The following is a 16,547-nucleotide window of genomic DNA, read 5'->3' as shown; positions in this document are numbered from 1 at the left end:
GAAAACGAAACGCGCGCCGTCGCTCAGGCAGCAACCGCCAGCGCCTCGCCGGCGATGCGATAGGAGATCGCCTCGGCCACATGAATGCGGGACACGCCGTCGGCGCCGTCGAGATCGGCGAGCGTGCGGGCCAGCTTGAGAATGCGGTGATAGGCGCGCGCCGAAAAGCGCTTCTTGTCGGCCGCGTCGGCCAGAAGCTGCATCGCGCCATCATCGGCCGCCGCGACATCCTCGATCAGGCCGGTCGGGCAATGGGCGTTGACGGTCACGCCGCCGGCGCCGAAGGCGGTATAACGGGCGGCCTGCCGGGCCCGCGCCTCGGCCACGCGCGCCGCCACGGACGCACTCGCCTCGCCCGGCCGTTTGCGGATCAGGTCGCCGGGCATGACGGCCGGCACCTCGACGCGCAGGTCGATCCGGTCGATCAGCGGTCCTGAAATGCGGCCCTGATAGTCGCTCACGCAGCGCGGCCCGCGCGCGCAGACATGGCCGGGCGTACCGGCCATGCCGCAGCGGCACGGGTTCATCGCCGCGACGAGCTGGATCCGGGCCGGATAGGACACGCGGTGATTGGCCCGCGCGATGACGCATTCGCCCGTCTCGAGCGGCTGACGCAGGCTGTCGAGCACGGCCGGCGCGAATTCGGGAAACTCGTCGAGAAACAGGACGCCATTGTGCGCCATGGAGACTTCGCCCGGTCGCGCCCGCAGGCCGCCGCCGACCATGGCGGCCATCGAGGCCGAATGGTGCGGGGCGCGGAACGGGCGCCGGTCTGTCAGTTCTCCGCCCGACAGCTGGCCTGCGATCGAGGCGATCATCGACACGTCCAGCAGTTCCCGCGCCGAAAGGGGCGGCAGGATCGAGGGCAGGCGCTGGGCCAGCATCGATTTGCCGGAACCGGGCGGGCCGACCATCAGCAGGTTGTGGCCACCGGCGGCCGCGACCTCGAGAGCGCGGCGCGCGGTCTCCTGCCCGCGGATGTCGGCCATGTCGGGAAGACCCGACGCCGGCGCGCGCATCGCGGCCTGGGGCCGGGACAGGACCTGCGTGCCGCGAAAGTGGTTGGCAAGGCCGACCAGTGATACAGGGGCCAGGATCGGCATGGTCTCGTCCGCCCACGCCGCCTCGGACCCGCAGGCGGCCGGGCAGATCAGTCCCTTGCCTGCCGCGTTGGCGGCGATCGCCGCCGGCAGCACGCCGGCGACCGGCGCGATGGTGCCGTCGAGCGACAGTTCGCCGAGAACCGAAAAGCCGGCCAGCGCGTCGGAGGGAATGGCGCCGAGCGCAGCCATCAGGCCAAGCGCGATCGGAAGATCGAAATGGCTGCCTTCCTTGGGAAGATCGGCCGGGGCCAGATTGACCGTCACCCGCTTGGGCGGCATGGCGAGGCCGGAGGCATGCAGCGCCGACTGGACGCGCTCGCGGCTTTCGGCCACCGCCTTGTCGGGCAGGCCGACGATCTGCATGGCCATCTTGCCGGGCGAGACCATGACCTGGACGTCGACCGGCACCGCGTCGATGCCCTGAAAGGCGACCGTGGCGACCCGTGCGACCATGTCCGTGCCCTCACCCTGTTTCAGACGGCCTGCCACCGCCCTGTGCAGTACAACCAAGCACAACTGGCGAAACAAGTAAAGAACATTCTAAGAACAAATACGCGCGAAAGCTGTGATCCGGTTGTGCCGGGTTGTGGCGCGGAACGCAAATGACGTTGCGTCAGGCGGCGCGGCGCGCTTCGACCGCATCCCAGAACAGGGCGGCGATGTCGGCGCCCCCGAACTTTGCGACCTCGCGCACGCCGGTCGGCGAGGTGACGTTGATCTCGGTCATCAGCCCGCCGATGACGTCGATGCCGACCAGGATGAACCCGCGCTCGCGCAGGGCCGGGCCGATCGCCGCGCAGATCTCGCGCTCCCGGTCGGTCATATCGGTCGCCAGCGCCTTGCCCCCGACATGCATGTTCGAGCGCGTGTCGCTTTCGTCGGGCACCCGGTTGATGGCGCCGACCGGTTCGCCGTCGATCAGGATGATGCGCTTGTCGCCGCCGCGCACTTCGGACAGGTAACGCTGGGCGATGATCGGCTCGTTCGAAAGCTGCTCGAACATTTCCAGCAGCGATGTCAGGTTGCGGTCGCCGTCGCGCAGATGGAAGACGCCGGCGCCGCCATTGCCGTAGAGCGGCTTGAGGATGATATCGCCGAATTCGTCGCGGAACCGGCGGATCGCATCGATGTCCTTGGTGATCAGCGTTTCGGGCATGAAGCGCGCATAGTCCATCACGAACAGCTTTTCGGGCGAGTTGCGCACCCAGGCCGGATCGTTGACAACCAGCGTCTGCGGATGGATGCGCTCGAGCATGTGCGTGGTGGTGATGTAGTTCATGTCGAACGGCGGATCCTGGCGCAGCAGCACCACGTCCATCTCCGAAAGATCGGTCGGCGTGGCGGGCCCCAGGGTGAAATGGTCGCCTTCTTCGTCGCGAACGGTCAGCGGCTCGAGCCGGGCGCTGACCGCATCGCCACGCATCGACAGGCGGTCGGGCGTATAGTGGTAGAGCGCATGGCCCCGCGCCTGCGCCTCAAGACACAGCGCGAAGGTGGTGTCGCCGGCGATCGCGATGGTGGAGATGTGGTCCATCTGGACAGCGACTTTGAGCGCCATGGTCGTTCCTCTCTTCGGTGGTGGCTAAGTGGCCGCTGGCGGGCCGAAAATCAATCGGGTTCAGGCGGTGAACAGCGCCGGCACGTGGATCGGCCAGCGTCCGGGCACGATCGCGACCAGATCGAAGCGAAGGTTCAGCCGGCCGTGATCGGGCTGGCGCGCAAGCCAGTGGTCGGCGGCGGCGATGATGCGGCGCTGCGCGGCCGGCGTCACCGCGTCCATCGCTTCGCCGATCGAGGGGCGCGCCTTGACCTCGACGATCAAGACGAGATCGCCGCGCCGGACGATCAGGTCGATCTCGCCGGCCTTGCAGCGGTAGCGCCGGGCGACGATGCGAAAGCCCTTCAGCCGCAACGCCCAGGCGGCACGCCTTTCGCCGCGCTGGCCGCGCCGCTCGGCCCGGCGACGGTCGGCCATGCCGCGCTCAACCATCGGCCTTCTTCATCGCAAGCAGCCGATTGTAGAGATCGGCACGGGGCAGGCCGGTGGTGCGCGAAGCCTCGCGGGCCGCCCTGGCGGCCGGCATGTCGGCAAGCAGCGTCTTCAGCAGGGCGTCGATGTCGGCGGCGTCCGGAACCGTCTGCCCTTCTGGCGCCGGTGCGATCATCACGACGATCTCGCCCTTGACCGCGCCTTCCCCGAACCGGCCGGCCATTTCCCCGGCGGGCCCCGTGACCACCGTCTCGAACCGCTTGGTCAGTTCGCGCGCGACGCAGACCGGCCGGTCCGGTCCGCACAGATCGGCAATGGCGCGCAGCGTCGCGGCGAGCCGGTGCGGAGATTCGAACGCGATTAGCGTGGATCGCACGTCGGCAAGGCCGGCAAGACGGTCGCGGCGCGCCTTGTCCTTTGCCGGCAAAAAGCCGATGAAACGGAAATCGTCCGTCGGCAGGCCCGAGGCGGCGAGACCGGCCAGCACCGCCGAGGGCCCTGGGATCGGGATGGCGCGGTGGCCGGCGGCGAGCGCCTCCCCCACCAGCCGATAGCCCGGATCGGAGACGAGCGGCGTTCCGGCATCAGAGACGAGCGCAACGGCCTGCCCTTCCCCGAGCGCGGCCAGCAGTCTCGGTCCGGCCTCGGCGGCGTTGTGCTCGTGATAGGCGACCGACTTCTGGGCGATCGCATAGCGGTCAAGGAGACGCCGAGTGATGCGCGTGTCCTCGCAGGCAAGCAAGTCGCAGGCGGCAAGCGTTTCGAGCGCGCGGATGGTGATGTCGCGCAGATTGCCGATGGGCGTCGCCACCAAGTAAAGTCCGGGTTCGAGCGGCGGCGCCTCGATTGCATGGCCGGCGATCGTGAACGTTCCGGCCATCAGCGCGCCAGTTCCGCGATGATCGCGTCGAGCACCATGCGCCCGCGCGCCGTCGCGCGGATGCGCGCATTGCCGAGCCGTTCGACCATGCCCAGATCGATCATCGCCTGCAGCTTGTCGGCCGGGAGTGGCCCACCGCCGAGCGTTTCGTAGCGGGCGAGATCGAGACCCTCCACAAGCCTCAGCCCCATCATCAGCATCTCGTCAGCTTGTGCATCGGCGAGGAGCGTCTCGGTCTCGGCGATGCCGTGCCCGTGCTCGGCAATCCGGCCCAGCCAGGTTTCGGGGTGCGGCTCGGTGATGGTGACGCGCCTTGCCCCATCGGCGTCGAACCGGCCATGCGCCCCGGGGCCGATGCCGGCATTGTCGCCATAGCGCCAATAGGTCAGATTGTGCCGGCTCTCGGCGCCCGGCACGGCATGGTTCGATATTTCATAAGCCGGCAAACCGGCGGCGGCCGTCACGTCCTGGGTCAGCGCATAGAGATCGCCCGCCAGATCGCCATCGGGCATGGCGATGCGGCCGGCATCGTGCAGCGTCCTGAACGGCGTGCCATCCTCAATGGTGAGTTGGTAGAGCGACAGATGATCGGCGGCGAGCGCGATGGCCTGGCGCAGTTCGCCTTCCCAGGCCTCAGGCGTCTGACCGGGCCTTGCATAGATCAGATCGAAGGACAGGCGCGGGAAGGTCCGGCGGGCCAGGTCGATCGCCGCGCGGGCTTCGGCGACATCGTGCAGCCGGCCCAGAAAGCGCAGATCGGCGTCGTCGAGCGCCTGAACGCCGAGCGACAGCCGGTTGACGCCCGCCGACCGATAGCCGGCAAAACGGTCCGCGTCGGCCGACTGCGGGTTGGCCTCCATGGTGATCTCGACGCCGGCCGGCACGGACCAGCTTCGCGCCACCGCCTCCAGCAGCGTATCGACCGTTTCGGGCGCCATCAGCGAGGGCGTGCCGCCGCCGATGAAGATCGAGGTGACGGTGCGCGGACCGGTCAGCGCGCGCATATGCGCGATTTCGGCGACGTAGGCGGCGGCGAAGTCGGCCTGATCCACCGGCCCGTGCCGGACGTGGGAATTGAAGTCGCAATAGGGGCATTTGGCCGCGCAGAACGGCCAGTGCAGATAGACGCCGAAACCCGGCGCGCCATCATCGCCATTGATGGTCGCGCGGGCCGCGTCTTCAGGTGACGCCCAGACAGTCATGGGCAAACAGTCTGAAGGCCCGGGCGCGATGCGACAAGGCCTCGGCGTCGCCCGGCGTCCAGCCATGTTTCTCGTCGGCGGTCATCTCGCCGAAGGTGCGGTCGTGCCCGTCGGGCACGAACACCGGATCGTAGCCGAAGCCAAGATCGCCGCGCGGCGGCCAGACCAGGTGACCGGGCGCCTCGCCGCGGAAGAATTCGCAATGGCCGTCCGGAAAGGCCAGGCACAGGACGGCGACGAAGGCGGCACGACGCTCGTCGGGCGCGGTCGCGCCGGCCGCCTGCAGTTTTTCCTCGACGGTGCGCATCGCCATCATGAAGTCGCGGCCATTGCCGGTCTCGGCCCAGTCGGCGGTGTAGACGCCGGGGGCACCGTCGAGCGCCTCGACGCAGATGCCGCTGTCGTCGGCGAGCGCGGGCAGGCCGGAAGCCTGCATGGCGGCCATCGCCTTGGTGCGGGCGTTCTGCTCGAAGGTCGTGCCATCCTCGTCGGGCTCGGCAAGGCCCAGTTCGCCCGCCGAGACCACGTCGAAACCGAACGGGCCGATCAGGCCGCGCATCTCGCGCAGCTTGCCGTCATTGTGGGTGGCGAGCACGAGCCGGCCCGGTTCGAGACGGCGCGTCATGCAAGGCCCCACAGCTTGGGTTCGGAGATTTCAAGACTGTTGCCGGCCGGATCGCGGAAGTAGAGCGAGCGCGCGCCGTTCGGCCAGCGGAAATCGGCCTCGATGGCGATGCCCGCCTCTTCGAGATGATCACGCCAGCCATCGAGCGCGTCGCCGGCGACGCGAAAGCAGGCATGGCCCGGCCCGTGCGCGCCGTGCGGCGGCACCGGCATGGACGGATCGGACGGCGGCTGTGCCGTCGCGGCGGGATCGAACAGCAACAGGACGCCGTCGCCGCAGCGAAAGAACACATGCCGGCCGGCGACCTCGGTGATCACCGTAAGGCCGATCACCGTGCCATAGAAGGCCTTCGCCGCCGCCAGATCGTCGGCATAGAGCGCCGTTTCGAGGATCCCATCGGGCTGCATGGCTTTCTTCAGCCGCCTATCGCCTGCTTCTGCAGGTCGACCAGATCGGCGATCGCCTTTTCGGCCAGGCCGAACAGCGCGTCGAACTGGGCCCGCGAGAACGGCTCGCCCTCGGCGGTGCCCTGCACCTCGACGATGCCGCCCGAACCGGTCATGACGAAATTGGCATCGGTCTCGGCGGCGCTGTCCTCGTCATAATCGAGATCGGCGACCGCCTCGCCCTTGAAGATGCCGCACGAGACGGCGGCGACATGGTCCTTCAAGACGCGCGTCTTGGAGGCCATCTGGCGCGAATGCATCCAGTCGAGGCAGTCGTGCAGAGCCACCCAGCCGCCGGTGATGGCGGCGGTGCGGGTGCCGCCATCGGCCTGGATGACGTCGCAGTCGACGGTGATCTGGCGTTCGCCGAGCGCCTCGAGATCGACCACGGCGCGCATCGACCGGCCGATCAGGCGCTGGATCTCGAGCGTGCGCCCACCCTGCTTGCCAGCGCTCGCCTCGCGCCGCATGCGCTCGCCGGTGGCGCGCGGCAGCATGCCGTATTCGGCGGTCACCCAGCCGCGGCCGGCATTGCGCAGCCATGGCGGCACGCGCTCCTCGAGGCTGGCGGTGCACAGGACGTGGGTGTCGCCGAACCTGACGAGGCAGGAGCCTTCGGCGTGCTTGGCGACGCCGCGCTCAAGCGAGACGGCGCGCATCTGGTCGGGCATTCGCCCGGAGGGACGGGGCATGGAAAGTCCTTCGGTTCGAGGGTCGGCGCCCGTTTAGACGGTTTCGCCGCCGCGCGAAAGCGCCTCTTTTCCGCCGCGTGGCGCTGCAATATATCTGGGTGACCACAGGTGCCGCCCCTTGCCCATGACGCCGATCACCGCCAAACACGCTGATCTCGACGACAAGCTCGACGAGCGTTCGCGCGACATCTTCCGGCGCATCGTCGAGAGCTATCTGATCGAGGGCGAGCCGGTCGGCTCGCGCAACCTGTCGAAGATGCTGCCGACCTCGCTGTCGCCGGCTTCGGTGCGCAACGTGATGAGCGATCTCGAAACGCTCGGGCTGATCTATTCGCCGCACGTTTCGGCCGGCCGGCTGCCGACCGAACAGGGTCTGCGGTTCTTCGTCGACGCGTTCATGGACACCGGCGAGGTCAGCGACGAGGAACGCATGCTGATCGAAAGCCAGCTCGGCGCCGGCGAGGGCCATCCGCACACCGAGCAGTTGCTGACCGAAGCCAGCCAGATGCTCAGCCGCGTCTCGAACGGGGCCGGACTGGTGCTGGCCGCCAAACGCGACGGGGCGCTCAAGCACATCGAATTCGTCCGGCTCGAGGAGACCAAGGCGCTCGCCGTACTGGTCTGGGAATCGGGCGATGTCGAAAACCGGGTCATCGACCTGCCTGCCGGCATGACCGCCTCGCAACTGGCCGAGGCAGCCAACTTCCTCAATCACCATGCGCGCGGCCAGACGCTTGCCGGTGCGCGTGACGCCATCAACGCCAAGCGCCGCGAGGTCCGCGCCGAACTGAACGAACTCAGCGCCAGCCTGGTCGAGCGGGGTCTTGCGGTCTGGTCGGGCGCCAATGACGGGCAGCCGCGACAGCTGATCGTGCGCGGGCGGGCGAACCTTCTCGAAAACCTCACCGATGCCGAGGAGATCGAGCGCACCAAGATGCTGCTCGACGATCTCGAGCGCAAGGAAGAGATCATCTCGGTGCTCGACATGGCCGAATCGGGGTCGGGCGTGCGCATCTTCATCGGCTCGGAGAACCGGCTTTTCTCGCTGTCGGGCTCCTCGCTCGTCGTCGCGCCCTACCGGGACGGCAACCGCCGCGTGGTCGGCGCGCTCGGCGTTCTGGGCCCGACGCGGCTGAACTATGCGCGCATCGTGCCGATGGTCGACTACACAGCCCAACTGGTCTCGCGCATCATCGAGCGCGAGTGAAGCGCCGCCCGCCGGGGTTGATTTTTGCCCCGGCAAACTCGATATCGCGGCCGAAACGCTTTCCCGAACCGATGGACAGGATGAATGGCTGACAATGATCGCAAGCCGGACGATGCCGGCCCCGACGTCAATCCCGCCAGCCGCGAGAGCCTGCGCAAGGCCGCCGACGACCTGCTGAAGGCCGACCGCGCCGCACGCCGGCGCGCGGCGGCCGAAGACGCCGACGCCTATGCGGAATTCGAGGCCGACCAGGACGGCGAGCATTTCGACTATGAATCGGCCGAAAGCGGCGTGGCTGGCTCGGCCATCGCCGAGGAAATCGAGGCGATCCAGGCCGAAAACACCGACATGAAGGAACGGCTGCTGCGGCTGGCCGCCGACATGGAGAACCTGCGCAAGCGCACGCAGCGCGAGGTCGCCGACGCCAAGAATTTCGCGATCGCCGGCTTTGCCCGCGACATGCTGGGCGTGACCGACAATCTGCGCCGCGCCATCGAGGCGGTGACGGACGAGCAGCGGCAGAACGCCGATCCGGCGCTCAAGAACCTGCTCGAAGGTGTCGAACTGACCGAAAAGTCGATGCTGTCGACCATGGAGCGCCACGGCGTCAGGCAGCTCGCGCCCGAGGGCGAGAAGTTCGATCCGAACTTCCATCAGGCGATGTTCGAGGTGCCGAACCCGGACGTGCCGAACGGCACGGTCGTGCAGGTGGTGCAGGCCGGCTACTCGATCGGCGATCGGGTGCTGCGCCCGGCGATGGTCGGTATCGCCAAGGGCGGCCCCAAGCAACCGGCCGAAACGCCACCCGACGCCGAGCCCGGTCCGCCCAACGAACAGGCCGAACGCGACGCCTGATCAGGACCTGATTAGGCCCGCGTCGATCGCCGCCTGGCGCAGCGAGACCTGCGCGCGCGGGCCGATCTGCTGGATGATGATCGAAGCGGCGAGCGAGCCCAGCCGGCCGCAGGCCTGCATGTCCATGCCGTTGGTGTAGCCGTAAAGGAAGCCGGCCGCGTAGAGATCGCCGGCGCCGGTCGTGTCGACCAGATTGTCGACCGGGTCGGCGTCGATCGGAATATGGGTCCCATCGCCATTGATGATCATCGAGCCCTTCTCGGACCGGGTGACGATGGCGATCTTGCAGTCGGCGGCCAGCGCCTCGCGCGCCGTTTCGAGGTCGGCGGTCTGGTAGAGCGACTTGGCCTCTTCCTCGTTGGCGAACACGATGTCGACCGTGCCCGAACGCATCAGGTCGAGAAACTCCTCGCGATAGCGGTCCACGCAGAACGGGTCCGACAGCGTCATCGCCACTTCGCGGCCGTTCTCATGGGCGATGCGCGCGGTTTCGCGGATCGCCGTCTTGGCGCGCGGCGGATCCCACAGATAGCCCTCGAAATAGGTCACCTTGGCGCCGGCCGCCTTTTCTTCCTCGACATCCTCCGGCCCCAGTTCGACGCAGGCGCCCAGATAGGTGTTCATCGAACGCTCGCCGTCGGGCGTGACGAAGATCATCGACCGCGCGGTCGGCGGATGGCCATTGAGCGCGGGCGTGTCGAAGGCAACGCCCTGGGCGCGGATATCGTGCCGGTAAATGTCGCCCAGGGCATCGTCGGACACCTTGCCGAAGAAGGCCGCCGTGCCGCCGAGGCTTGCGACGCCGGCCGCCGTGTTGCCGGCACTGCCGCCGGACGTCTCCACGGCCGGACCCATCCGGTCGTAGAGGAGTTCGGCGCGCTCGGCGTCGATGAGGTTCATCGCGCCCCTGATGATGTTGTTCTCGCGCAGGAAAGCGTCCTCGGCGCGTGCGATGATGTCGACAATCGCGTTGCCGATGCAAAGAACGTCGTACTGGCTCATGATCCGTCCCGGTTGGTCGGACCGGCTTTAACGTGCCGCGCCGACGATTGGAAGGCGGAGTGCTTGTTGCATCGCCGGCCCCGTGCCCCCATCTGCCCGCCATGGTCATCGCATCGGCACGCAAGGCACTCGGCGAACTGCTGGACCCGGCCCTTCGCCAGGTCCTGTGGAAATCGATCGGTCTGACGCTCGTCGGCCTGATCGCGATCTGGTTCGCGGTCCGCTATGCCGTCGAATGGGCGGCGCTGCCCTATTTCGAGGCCTTCGTCTCCGGCTTCGCCCTGCCCGACTGGACCGGGACCGTCGGTCTGGTCGCCGCGATCGCCGCCGGCATCGCGCTGGCCGTGGGCCTTGCCTTCCTGATCGGACCGGTCAGCGCCGTGATCGCCGGCATCTTCCTCGACGACGTCGCCGAGCATATCGAGCGGCAGGACTATCCGGGCGAACCGACCGGCGCGCCGCTGCCGCTCGGCCGATCGATCGTGCTGGGCATCAAGTTCTTCGGCGTGGTGGTCGCCGGCAACCTTTTGGCGCTGATCCTGCTGCTGGTCCCCGGCATCAATCTGATCGCGTTCCTTGCGGTGAACGCCTATCTGCTCGGCCGCGAATACTTCCAGTTCGCCGCGATGCGTTTTGCGGGCGAGGCGGACGCAAATGCGCTTCGCTCGAAAAATTCGGGCACGGTGATCATGGCCGGGCTGCTGATCGCCGGGTTCATGGCCATTCCGATCGTCAACCTGATGACGCCGCTGTTCGGCGCGGCGCTGATGGTGCATCTGCACAAGGCGATCGCAGACAGGGAAGCGCGCTCGGCGACCGCGGCCTGAGGCCACCGCTTTGCCGGAAGAAGACGCCCGAGTGGCGGTTCAGCCCTCGGCGTCCTGCGGTTCGTGCTGCTTGCGGAACTGTCCGCTCACCCGGAACCGCCACAGATAGGTCGGCAGGATCGCTTCGACGGACGCGGCCTTGACGCCGATCTCCTCGAGCGTGCGGCCCTCGTCGATGGCCGCCTGCGAGACGACGTTGTCCTGCCTGAGAAGCCGGACCTGGTCCTCGGTGATCAGCGGCTTGCCGGGCAGCATCTGGAAGAAGCGCCCCTGCATGGAGGCGGCCCACCAGGGGATCGAGATCAGGGCACGCTTGCGCTCGATCACCTCGAGCATCTCCTCGAGGCATCTGCGGAACGTCATGACCTCCGGACCGCCGAGTTCGTAGGTCGTTCCGCCCTTCAGCCGCCCGTCTATGCCGCGCGCGATCGCCTCGGCGACGTCGCCCACATAGACCGGCTGGAACCTGGTCTCGCCGCCACCGATCAGCGGCAATGCCGGCGAATAGCGCGCCATCGCCGCGAACTGGTTGAAGAAATCATCCTCCGGCCCGAACACGATCGACGGGCGCATGATGACCGCGCGCTCGCCGAGCGTCTGCCGCACCCAGTCCTCGCCGCGCGCCTTCGATCTTGCGTAGCCGGACGGGCTGTCCGGGTCGGCGCCGATCGCCGAGACGTGGACGAGCGGAATGCCGGCGTCCTCGCATTCCTCGGCGACGTAGCGCGCGCCATAGGCCTGCACCGTGTCGAACCCCTGCTTGCCCCGCTCGGCCAGGATGCCGACAAGGTTGATTGCCGCATCGGCGCCCTCGACGGCGCGCTCGACGGACCATTTGTGCCGCAGATTGGCCTGGATGGCGGCGATCTGGCCGACATCGCCGAGCGGCTGCAGGTGAAACGCAAGATCGGGCCGGCGCACGGCCGCGCGCACCCGGTAACCGCGCTTGGCCAGCGCCCGCGTGACGTGGCGACCCAGAAACCCCGAACCGCCGAATACGGTGATCACCTTGGGCTGGTCGGACAATGTCGTCATCGGTTCGCTCTCCGCACGCAAATTGGACCGGCCGGCGGCCGGCCTTGATCGGTTGCGTGCTCTCTATTGCTTTTGCCGGCGGGCGAAAAGAGGGTCATTGGACGCACCGGCCCGGGTTCGGGGCGACCGGCAGGCCGCCCCGGACGCGCCGGCGGACCGATCAGGCCGCGTCCAGATCGGGAATGCGCAAGACCTGGCCAGGATAGATCTTGTCGGGATGCGACAGCATCGGGCGGTTGGCCTCGAAGATCGCCTCATACTTCGAACCATTGCCATAGGCCTTTTCGGCGATCGCCCAGAGCGTGTCGCCGCTTTCGACCGTGTGGAACTTCGGTTCGGCCGGCGGAGTGGCCGCCGCGATGATCGCGTTCATGTCCGCGTTCGCGTCGAGCTTCAGCCCGCTTTCGGGCGCCACCACCCGCAGATCGTCGGCCTGCACCTTGGCGATGCCGTCGGTGTTGCCGATCGCGACGATCGCCTTTTCGAAGGCGGCCTGATCGGCAACCGCGCCCTTGACGATCGCGGTATCACCCTTGACCTCGACCGTCACGGCCTCGGTGCCCAGATTGTGCGAATCGAGCTCCGTCTTCAGCGCCTCGGCGTTCTCCTCGTCGCTGTTGCCGAAGCCCAGCCGCTTGCCAGCACCCTTCATGAAATCGAAAAAACCCATGGCCCCATCTCCTCGTCATGGTTGGACGGGGCAGTCTTGCACCGGTCAGATGACAATTCAAAGTGGTTTCGGGCCGCGTCGCGGTCCACGAACACTACTGCTCGTCCTCGACCGGTCCGCGCAACTTCTTGATCTGGCCGCGACCGGCCTTGGCCTTCAGGCGCCGCTCAACCGAGCCGCGCGTCGGCCGCGTGCGCTTGCGCGGCGGCGGAGGCGGCGCCAGGGCCTTCTCTATGAGGGCCGCGAGCCGGTCGCGCGCATCCTGCCGGTTACGCTCCTGGGTGCGGTACCGGCTCGCCTCGATGACGACCTCGCCCGCCTTGGTGCCGCGCTTGCCGGCAAGCCGCATCAGGCGGGCATACTGGCTGTCGGTGAAGACGCCCGACCCCTTGGCCTGAAAGCGCAATTGCACCGCGGTCGCCACCTTGTTGACGTTCTGGCCGCCGGGCCCGGCGGACTGCACGAACGCTTCGGTCAGCGTCCAGGCCGGGACCTCGCGACCGTTGCCGAGGCGCAGCGGATCAACGCCCATCGGCCTCGATCCAGCTAGCGACCGCCTCGAACGGCTTGCGGTGGATGGCCGGCACGACGGCGCCCTGCGCGGGATAGCCGGCGACGAGCAGGATGACCGGCTTTTCGTTGGCGGGGCGGCCGCAGATGTCGCTGAGAAAACCCATCGGCGAGGGCGTATGGGTGAGCGTGGCGAGGCCGGCATTATGCAGTGCGGCGATCAGCAGGCCGGTGGCGATGCCGACCGATTCGGGCACGTAGTAGTGCTTGATTCGCTCCCCGTCCGGGCCGACGCCGTGACGCTGGGCGAAGATGACGATCAACCATGGCGCGGTTTCAAGGAACGGCTTGTGCGCGTCGGTTCCGAGCGGGGCGAGCGCCGTCAGCCATTCGTCGCCGGCGCGGCCGCCATAGAACGCCCGCTCCTCGGCCTCGGCCGCTGCGCGAATGCGCGCCTTGGTTGCCGGATCCCCGATCGCGACGAAATGCCAAGGCTGCTGGTTGGCGCCCGAGGGGGCGCTCGCCGCCGTCCGCAGGCAGTCGGCGATCACGGCGCGGGGTACCGGGCGGTCGGAAAAGTCGCGCACGGTGCGCCGGCGCGCCATCAGATCGGCGAAGGCGGTCGCGCGTTCGGCCGTCTCCGGCGGCGTTCGGGCGATGAAGTCGAGCGGGACGAGCTGTGGTTGTGCGCGTTGGGTCATGGCGGCCTCCGCGGCCAGAATGCACAATCGCGCCCGAAAATGAACAGGGCGCGCCTCGCGGACGCGCCCCTGAACCCGATGGTGGTCGGCCGCCCTATTCGGCGGCTTCAAGAAAAACGGGTGCGGCGTCCATCACCTCGAGATCGACATGGTCGGCGAACCGGTCGAAATTGTCGCGGAACATGGAGGCGAGCCGGCGCGCCTGTTCGTCGTAGGCGGCCTTGTCGGCCCAGGTCGAGCGCGGATCGAGGATCGTGCTGTCGACACCGTCCACGGCGATCGGGACAGCGAAGCCGAAATTGGGATCGGTGCGATATTCGGCATCGTCGAGCGTGCCGTCGAGCGCCGCCTTCAGCAGGGCGCGCGTCGCCCGGATCGGCATGCGTTCGCCGACGCCATAGGCGCCACCGGTCCAGCCGGTGTTGACCAGCCAGCACTTGACGCCGTGCCTGGCGATCAGTTCGCGCAGCAGGTTGCCGTATTCGGACGGATGACGCGGCATGAACGGCGCGCCGAAGCAGGTCGAGAACGTCGCCTCGGGCTCGGTGACGCCCTTTTCGGTGCCGGCGACCTTGGCGGTGTAGCCCGACAGGAAGTGGTACATGGCCTGCGCTGGCGTGAGCTGTGCGATCGGCGGCATGACGCCGAACGCGTCGGCGGTCAGCATCACGATGTTCCTGGGATGCCCGGCCCGGCCGGTGTCGCTGGCATTGGGAATGAAATGCAGCGGATAGGCGCAGCGCGTGTTCTCGGTCAGCGCACCATTGTCGAAGTCGGGCCGCCGCTCCGCGTCGAGGATGACGTTTTCGAGCACCGTGCCGAAGCGCTGGGTGGTTGCGTGGATCTCGGGCTCCGCCTCGGCGCTCAGCCGGATCGTCTTGGCATAGCAGCCGCCCTCGAAGTTGAAGATGCCCTCGGGGCCCCAGCCGTGCTCGTCATCGCCGATCAGCGTACGCGCCGGGTCGGCCGAAAGGGTCGTCTTACCGGTGCCCGACAGGCCGAAGAACACGGCCGCGTCGCCGTCCGGGCCGACATTGGCCGAACAGTGCATCGGCATGACGCGCTTTTGCGGCAGGATGTAGTTGAGCGCGGTGAAGACCGACTTCTTCATCTCGCCCGCATAGGAGGTGCCGCCGATCAGCACGATCATACGGGTCAGGTCGACCGCGATCACCGTCTCGCCGCGGCAACCGTGCTTGACGGGATCGGCCGTGAACGAGGGCAGGTCGATGATCGTCATCTGCGGAACGAACGATTTCAGCGCGGCGCGCTCGGGCCGTATCAGCAGGTTGCGAATGAACAGCGAATGCCAGGCCTTTTCGGTGATCACGCGCACGCCGATGGCGTGGTTCGGATCGGCGCCGCCGGTCAGATCCTGGACGAACAGTTCCCTGCCGTTGGTCGCCGCCAGCATGTCGGTGTAGAGGCGCTCGAACGCGTCGGCGGACATCGCCTTGTTGCCGTCCCACCAGATCTGCTCGTCGACCACGCCGTCGCGGACGATGAACTTGTCCTTGGCGGACCGTCCGGTGTGCTCGCCGGTGCGGGCGACAAGCGCGCCGCCTGCGGCCATTTCGGCCTCGCCGCGCGACAGGGCGTATTCATAAAGCTGCGGCTCGGTGAGGTTGTAATAGGCGGCCGTCGCGCCCGCGATGCCGTTTCTTTCCAATCCCTGAGCCGTATTGAATACGCCGTGTGTTTTCATGATCGCCACCGGTCCGTTTCGGTTTGCATGCCGCCCCGCGGGCGGGCCGATCGCCTCATCGCGAGCGGGTCCGGAGCGTGAAACAGAATAGGCAAACAATCTCAAACGATTAATCGTTTTAAAGATTTGAAAATCGTTTCAAACGTTTTAGATTCAGTGGTTATTAACCGCTGATTTACCATGCCGGCTAACGAATTGGCGAATCGCGCCGTTCCGCCTCGGGCGCCGCCGCAAGCGGGACGCGGGCGTGCGGCGATGACACCGCCGCGCTTTCATGCCACATTTTGTCCCCTGTTTGCGCAGAAAGCCTTCCGTCACCAAATACCGGGCAAGAACGGAAGGGACAGCTCATGTCGGGGGAGAATTTCGGAATGCAGACGATTGCGCTTGTCGATGACGATCGCAACATCCTGACTTCGGTCTCCATCGCGCTCGAGGCTGAAGGCTTTCGTGTCGAAACCTATACCGATGGCGCCTCGGCGCTGGACGGGCTTCTGGGCAAGCCGCCCAACCTTGCCATCTTCGACATCAAGATGCCGCGCATGGACGGCATGGAACTGCTGCGCCGGCTGCGCCAGAAATCGGACCTGCCGGTGATCTTCCTGACCTCCAAGGACGACGAGATCGACGAACTGTTCGGCCTGAAGATGGGCGCCGACGACTTCATCACCAAGCCGTTCTCGCAGCGCCTGCTGATCGAGCGCGTGCGGGCGATCCTGCGGCGCACGGCGGCGCGCGAGATCGCCGTCAAGCCGGGCGGCGCCGGTGCCGCCACCACGCTCGTGCGCGGCAATCTCGTGCTTGACCAGGAACGGCACACCTGCACCTGGAAGGACAAGCCGGTGACGCTGACGGTGACCGAGTTCCTGATCCTTTTCTCGCTCGCGCAGCGCCCGGGCGTGGTGAAGAGCCGGGACGCGCTGATGGATGCGGCCTATGACGACCAGGTCTATGTGGACGACCGCACGATCGACAGCCACATCAAGCGGCTGCGCAAGAAGTTCAAGGCCGCAGATACCGACTTCGACATGATCGAGACGCTTTACGGCGTCGGCTACCGGTTCCGCGAGGCCGCCTGAGGGCGCGGCGGGGCCGGC

18 protein-coding genes are annotated in these 16,547 nt (G+C 67.4%); 4 read left to right on the top strand and 14 right to left on the bottom strand.

Annotated elements, in window-relative coordinates:
* Positions 1-23: 23 nt before the first annotated feature.
* From E0E05_RS01585 to rph, 8 genes are all read right to left on the bottom strand, one after another.
* The gene (locus E0E05_RS01585; RefSeq protein WP_131615101.1) at positions 24-1,556 is read right to left on the bottom strand and encodes a YifB family Mg chelatase-like AAA ATPase; all 1,533 of its coding nucleotides are present in this window, start codon (positions 1,554-1,556) and stop codon (positions 24-26) included.
* Between the two features lie 160 nt (positions 1,557-1,716).
* Complete coding sequence (gene gshB / locus E0E05_RS01580; RefSeq protein ID WP_131615100.1) at positions 1,717-2,661, bottom strand: glutathione synthase; 945 nt, start codon at positions 2,659-2,661, stop codon at positions 1,717-1,719.
* Positions 2,662-2,721: 60 nt separating this feature from the next.
* Entirely contained in the window at positions 2,722-3,078 is a 357-nt protein-coding gene (locus tag E0E05_RS01575; RefSeq protein WP_244597871.1) for a YraN family protein, read from the bottom strand.
* A gap of 7 nt (positions 3,079-3,085) precedes the next feature.
* Positions 3,086-3,973: a 16S rRNA (cytidine(1402)-2'-O)-methyltransferase gene (gene rsmI, locus E0E05_RS01570; protein ID WP_131615098.1), complete on the bottom strand. Its 888-nt coding sequence runs from the start codon at positions 3,971-3,973 to the stop codon at positions 3,086-3,088.
* Positions 3,973-5,175, bottom strand: a complete 1,203-nt coding sequence (gene hemW, locus E0E05_RS01565; protein WP_131615097.1) for a radical SAM family heme chaperone HemW — start codon at positions 5,173-5,175, stop codon at positions 3,973-3,975. Before hemW ends, rsmI begins: the two co-directional genes overlap by 1 nt.
* Entirely contained in the window at positions 5,153-5,800 is a 648-nt protein-coding gene (gene rdgB, locus E0E05_RS01560) for an RdgB/HAM1 family non-canonical purine NTP pyrophosphatase (RefSeq protein WP_131615096.1), read from the bottom strand. Before rdgB ends, hemW begins: the two co-directional genes overlap by 23 nt.
* Positions 5,797-6,207, bottom strand: a complete 411-nt coding sequence (locus tag E0E05_RS01555; RefSeq protein WP_131615095.1) for a VOC family protein — start codon at positions 6,205-6,207, stop codon at positions 5,797-5,799. Before E0E05_RS01555 ends, rdgB begins: the two co-directional genes overlap by 4 nt.
* An 8-nt stretch (positions 6,208-6,215) precedes the next feature.
* The gene (rph, locus tag E0E05_RS01550) at positions 6,216-6,938 is read right to left on the bottom strand and encodes a ribonuclease PH (RefSeq protein ID WP_131615094.1); all 723 of its coding nucleotides are present in this window, start codon (positions 6,936-6,938) and stop codon (positions 6,216-6,218) included.
* Positions 6,939-7,062: 124 nt separating this feature from the next.
* Between rph and hrcA the strand changes: the two genes are divergently transcribed.
* Positions 7,063-8,145 carry a heat-inducible transcriptional repressor HrcA gene (gene hrcA, locus E0E05_RS01545; protein ID WP_131617848.1) on the top strand — a complete coding sequence of 361 codons (1,083 nt, stop codon included), beginning with the start codon at positions 7,063-7,065 and terminating at the stop codon, positions 8,143-8,145.
* Between the two features lie 84 nt (positions 8,146-8,229).
* Complete coding sequence (gene grpE / locus E0E05_RS01540; protein WP_131615093.1) at positions 8,230-9,000, top strand: nucleotide exchange factor GrpE; 771 nt, start codon at positions 8,230-8,232, stop codon at positions 8,998-9,000.
* Here the strand turns inward: grpE and E0E05_RS01535 are convergent, their stop codons facing one another.
* Positions 9,001-10,002, bottom strand: a complete 1,002-nt coding sequence (locus E0E05_RS01535) for an adenosine kinase (protein WP_131615092.1) — start codon at positions 10,000-10,002, stop codon at positions 9,001-9,003.
* A gap of 101 nt (positions 10,003-10,103) precedes the next feature.
* Here E0E05_RS01535 and E0E05_RS01530 point away from each other — a divergent pair, with 101 nt between their 5' ends.
* Entirely contained in the window at positions 10,104-10,829 is a 726-nt protein-coding gene (locus tag E0E05_RS01530) for a sulfate transporter family protein (RefSeq protein WP_131617847.1), read from the top strand.
* Positions 10,830-10,868: 39 nt separating this feature from the next.
* Here E0E05_RS01530 and E0E05_RS01525 read toward each other — a convergent pair whose 3' ends face one another.
* The 5 genes from E0E05_RS01525 to E0E05_RS01505 form a co-directional block, all read right to left on the bottom strand.
* The gene (locus E0E05_RS01525) at positions 10,869-11,864 is read right to left on the bottom strand and encodes a complex I NDUFA9 subunit family protein (protein WP_131615091.1); all 996 of its coding nucleotides are present in this window, start codon (positions 11,862-11,864) and stop codon (positions 10,869-10,871) included.
* Positions 11,865-12,024: 160 nt separating this feature from the next.
* Positions 12,025-12,534, bottom strand: a complete 510-nt coding sequence (gene lysM / locus E0E05_RS01520) for a peptidoglycan-binding protein LysM (protein ID WP_131615090.1) — start codon at positions 12,532-12,534, stop codon at positions 12,025-12,027.
* A 94-nt stretch (positions 12,535-12,628) separates the two neighbouring features.
* Positions 12,629-13,066, bottom strand: a complete 438-nt coding sequence (arfB, locus tag E0E05_RS01515; protein WP_131615089.1) for an alternative ribosome rescue aminoacyl-tRNA hydrolase ArfB — start codon at positions 13,064-13,066, stop codon at positions 12,629-12,631.
* Complete coding sequence (locus E0E05_RS01510) at positions 13,056-13,745, bottom strand: nitroreductase family protein (protein ID WP_131615087.1); 690 nt, start codon at positions 13,743-13,745, stop codon at positions 13,056-13,058. The genes arfB and E0E05_RS01510 overlap by 11 nt, the downstream gene beginning before the upstream one ends.
* 94 nt (positions 13,746-13,839) lie before the next feature.
* Complete coding sequence (locus E0E05_RS01505) at positions 13,840-15,450, bottom strand: phosphoenolpyruvate carboxykinase (RefSeq protein WP_131615086.1); 1,611 nt, start codon at positions 15,448-15,450, stop codon at positions 13,840-13,842.
* A gap of 371 nt (positions 15,451-15,821) precedes the next feature.
* Here E0E05_RS01505 and E0E05_RS01500 point away from each other — a divergent pair, with 371 nt between their 5' ends.
* Positions 15,822-16,529: a response regulator transcription factor gene (locus E0E05_RS01500; protein ID WP_039724068.1), complete on the top strand. Its 708-nt coding sequence runs from the start codon at positions 15,822-15,824 to the stop codon at positions 16,527-16,529.
* The last annotated feature ends 18 nt before the right edge of the window (positions 16,530-16,547 follow it).

It is taken from the genome of Roseitalea porphyridii (assembly GCF_004331955.1).
Taxonomy (GTDB): Bacteria; Pseudomonadota; Alphaproteobacteria; order Rhizobiales; family Rhizobiaceae; genus Roseitalea; species Roseitalea porphyridii.
The sequence above is the reverse complement of the archived record's forward strand: the minus strand, read 5'-3'. Positions and strand labels throughout refer to the sequence as shown.

Bases quoted from the DNA above. Each gene is read 5' to 3' on its own strand.
- gshB (WP_131615100.1), bottom strand. From the start codon at position 2,661: ATGGCGCTCAAAGTCGCTGTCCAGATGGACCACATCTCCACCATCGCG.
- rph (WP_131615094.1), bottom strand. From the start codon at position 6,938: ATGCCCCGTCCCTCCGGGCGAATGCCCGACCAGATGCGCGCCGTCTCG.
- rsmI (WP_131615098.1), bottom strand. From the start codon at position 3,973: ATGGCCGGAACGTTCACGATCGCCGGCCATGCAATCGAGGCGCCGCCG.
- E0E05_RS01575 (WP_244597871.1), bottom strand. From the start codon at position 3,078: ATGGCCGACCGTCGCCGGGCCGAGCGGCGCGGCCAGCGCGGCGAAAGG.
- E0E05_RS01500 (WP_039724068.1), top strand. From the start codon at position 15,822: ATGCAGACGATTGCGCTTGTCGATGACGATCGCAACATCCTGACTTCG.
- E0E05_RS01525 (WP_131615091.1), bottom strand. From the start codon at position 11,864: ATGACGACATTGTCCGACCAGCCCAAGGTGATCACCGTATTCGGCGGT.
- E0E05_RS01585 (WP_131615101.1), bottom strand. From the start codon at position 1,556: ATGGTCGCACGGGTCGCCACGGTCGCCTTTCAGGGCATCGACGCGGTG.
- hrcA (WP_131617848.1), top strand. From the start codon at position 7,063: ATGACGCCGATCACCGCCAAACACGCTGATCTCGACGACAAGCTCGAC.
- E0E05_RS01535 (WP_131615092.1), bottom strand. From the start codon at position 10,002: ATGAGCCAGTACGACGTTCTTTGCATCGGCAACGCGATTGTCGACATC.
- rdgB (WP_131615096.1), bottom strand. From the start codon at position 5,800: ATGACGCGCCGTCTCGAACCGGGCCGGCTCGTGCTCGCCACCCACAAT.
- grpE (WP_131615093.1), top strand. From the start codon at position 8,230: ATGGCTGACAATGATCGCAAGCCGGACGATGCCGGCCCCGACGTCAAT.
- E0E05_RS01510 (WP_131615087.1), bottom strand. From the start codon at position 13,745: ATGACCCAACGCGCACAACCACAGCTCGTCCCGCTCGACTTCATCGCC.
- E0E05_RS01530 (WP_131617847.1), top strand. From the start codon at position 10,104: ATGGTCATCGCATCGGCACGCAAGGCACTCGGCGAACTGCTGGACCCG.
- hemW (WP_131615097.1), bottom strand. From the start codon at position 5,175: ATGACTGTCTGGGCGTCACCTGAAGACGCGGCCCGCGCGACCATCAAT.
- arfB (WP_131615089.1), bottom strand. From the start codon at position 13,066: ATGGGCGTTGATCCGCTGCGCCTCGGCAACGGTCGCGAGGTCCCGGCC.
- lysM (WP_131615090.1), bottom strand. From the start codon at position 12,534: ATGGGTTTTTTCGATTTCATGAAGGGTGCTGGCAAGCGGCTGGGCTTC.
- E0E05_RS01505 (WP_131615086.1), bottom strand. From the start codon at position 15,450: ATGAAAACACACGGCGTATTCAATACGGCTCAGGGATTGGAAAGAAAC.
- E0E05_RS01555 (WP_131615095.1), bottom strand. From the start codon at position 6,207: ATGCAGCCCGATGGGATCCTCGAAACGGCGCTCTATGCCGACGATCTG.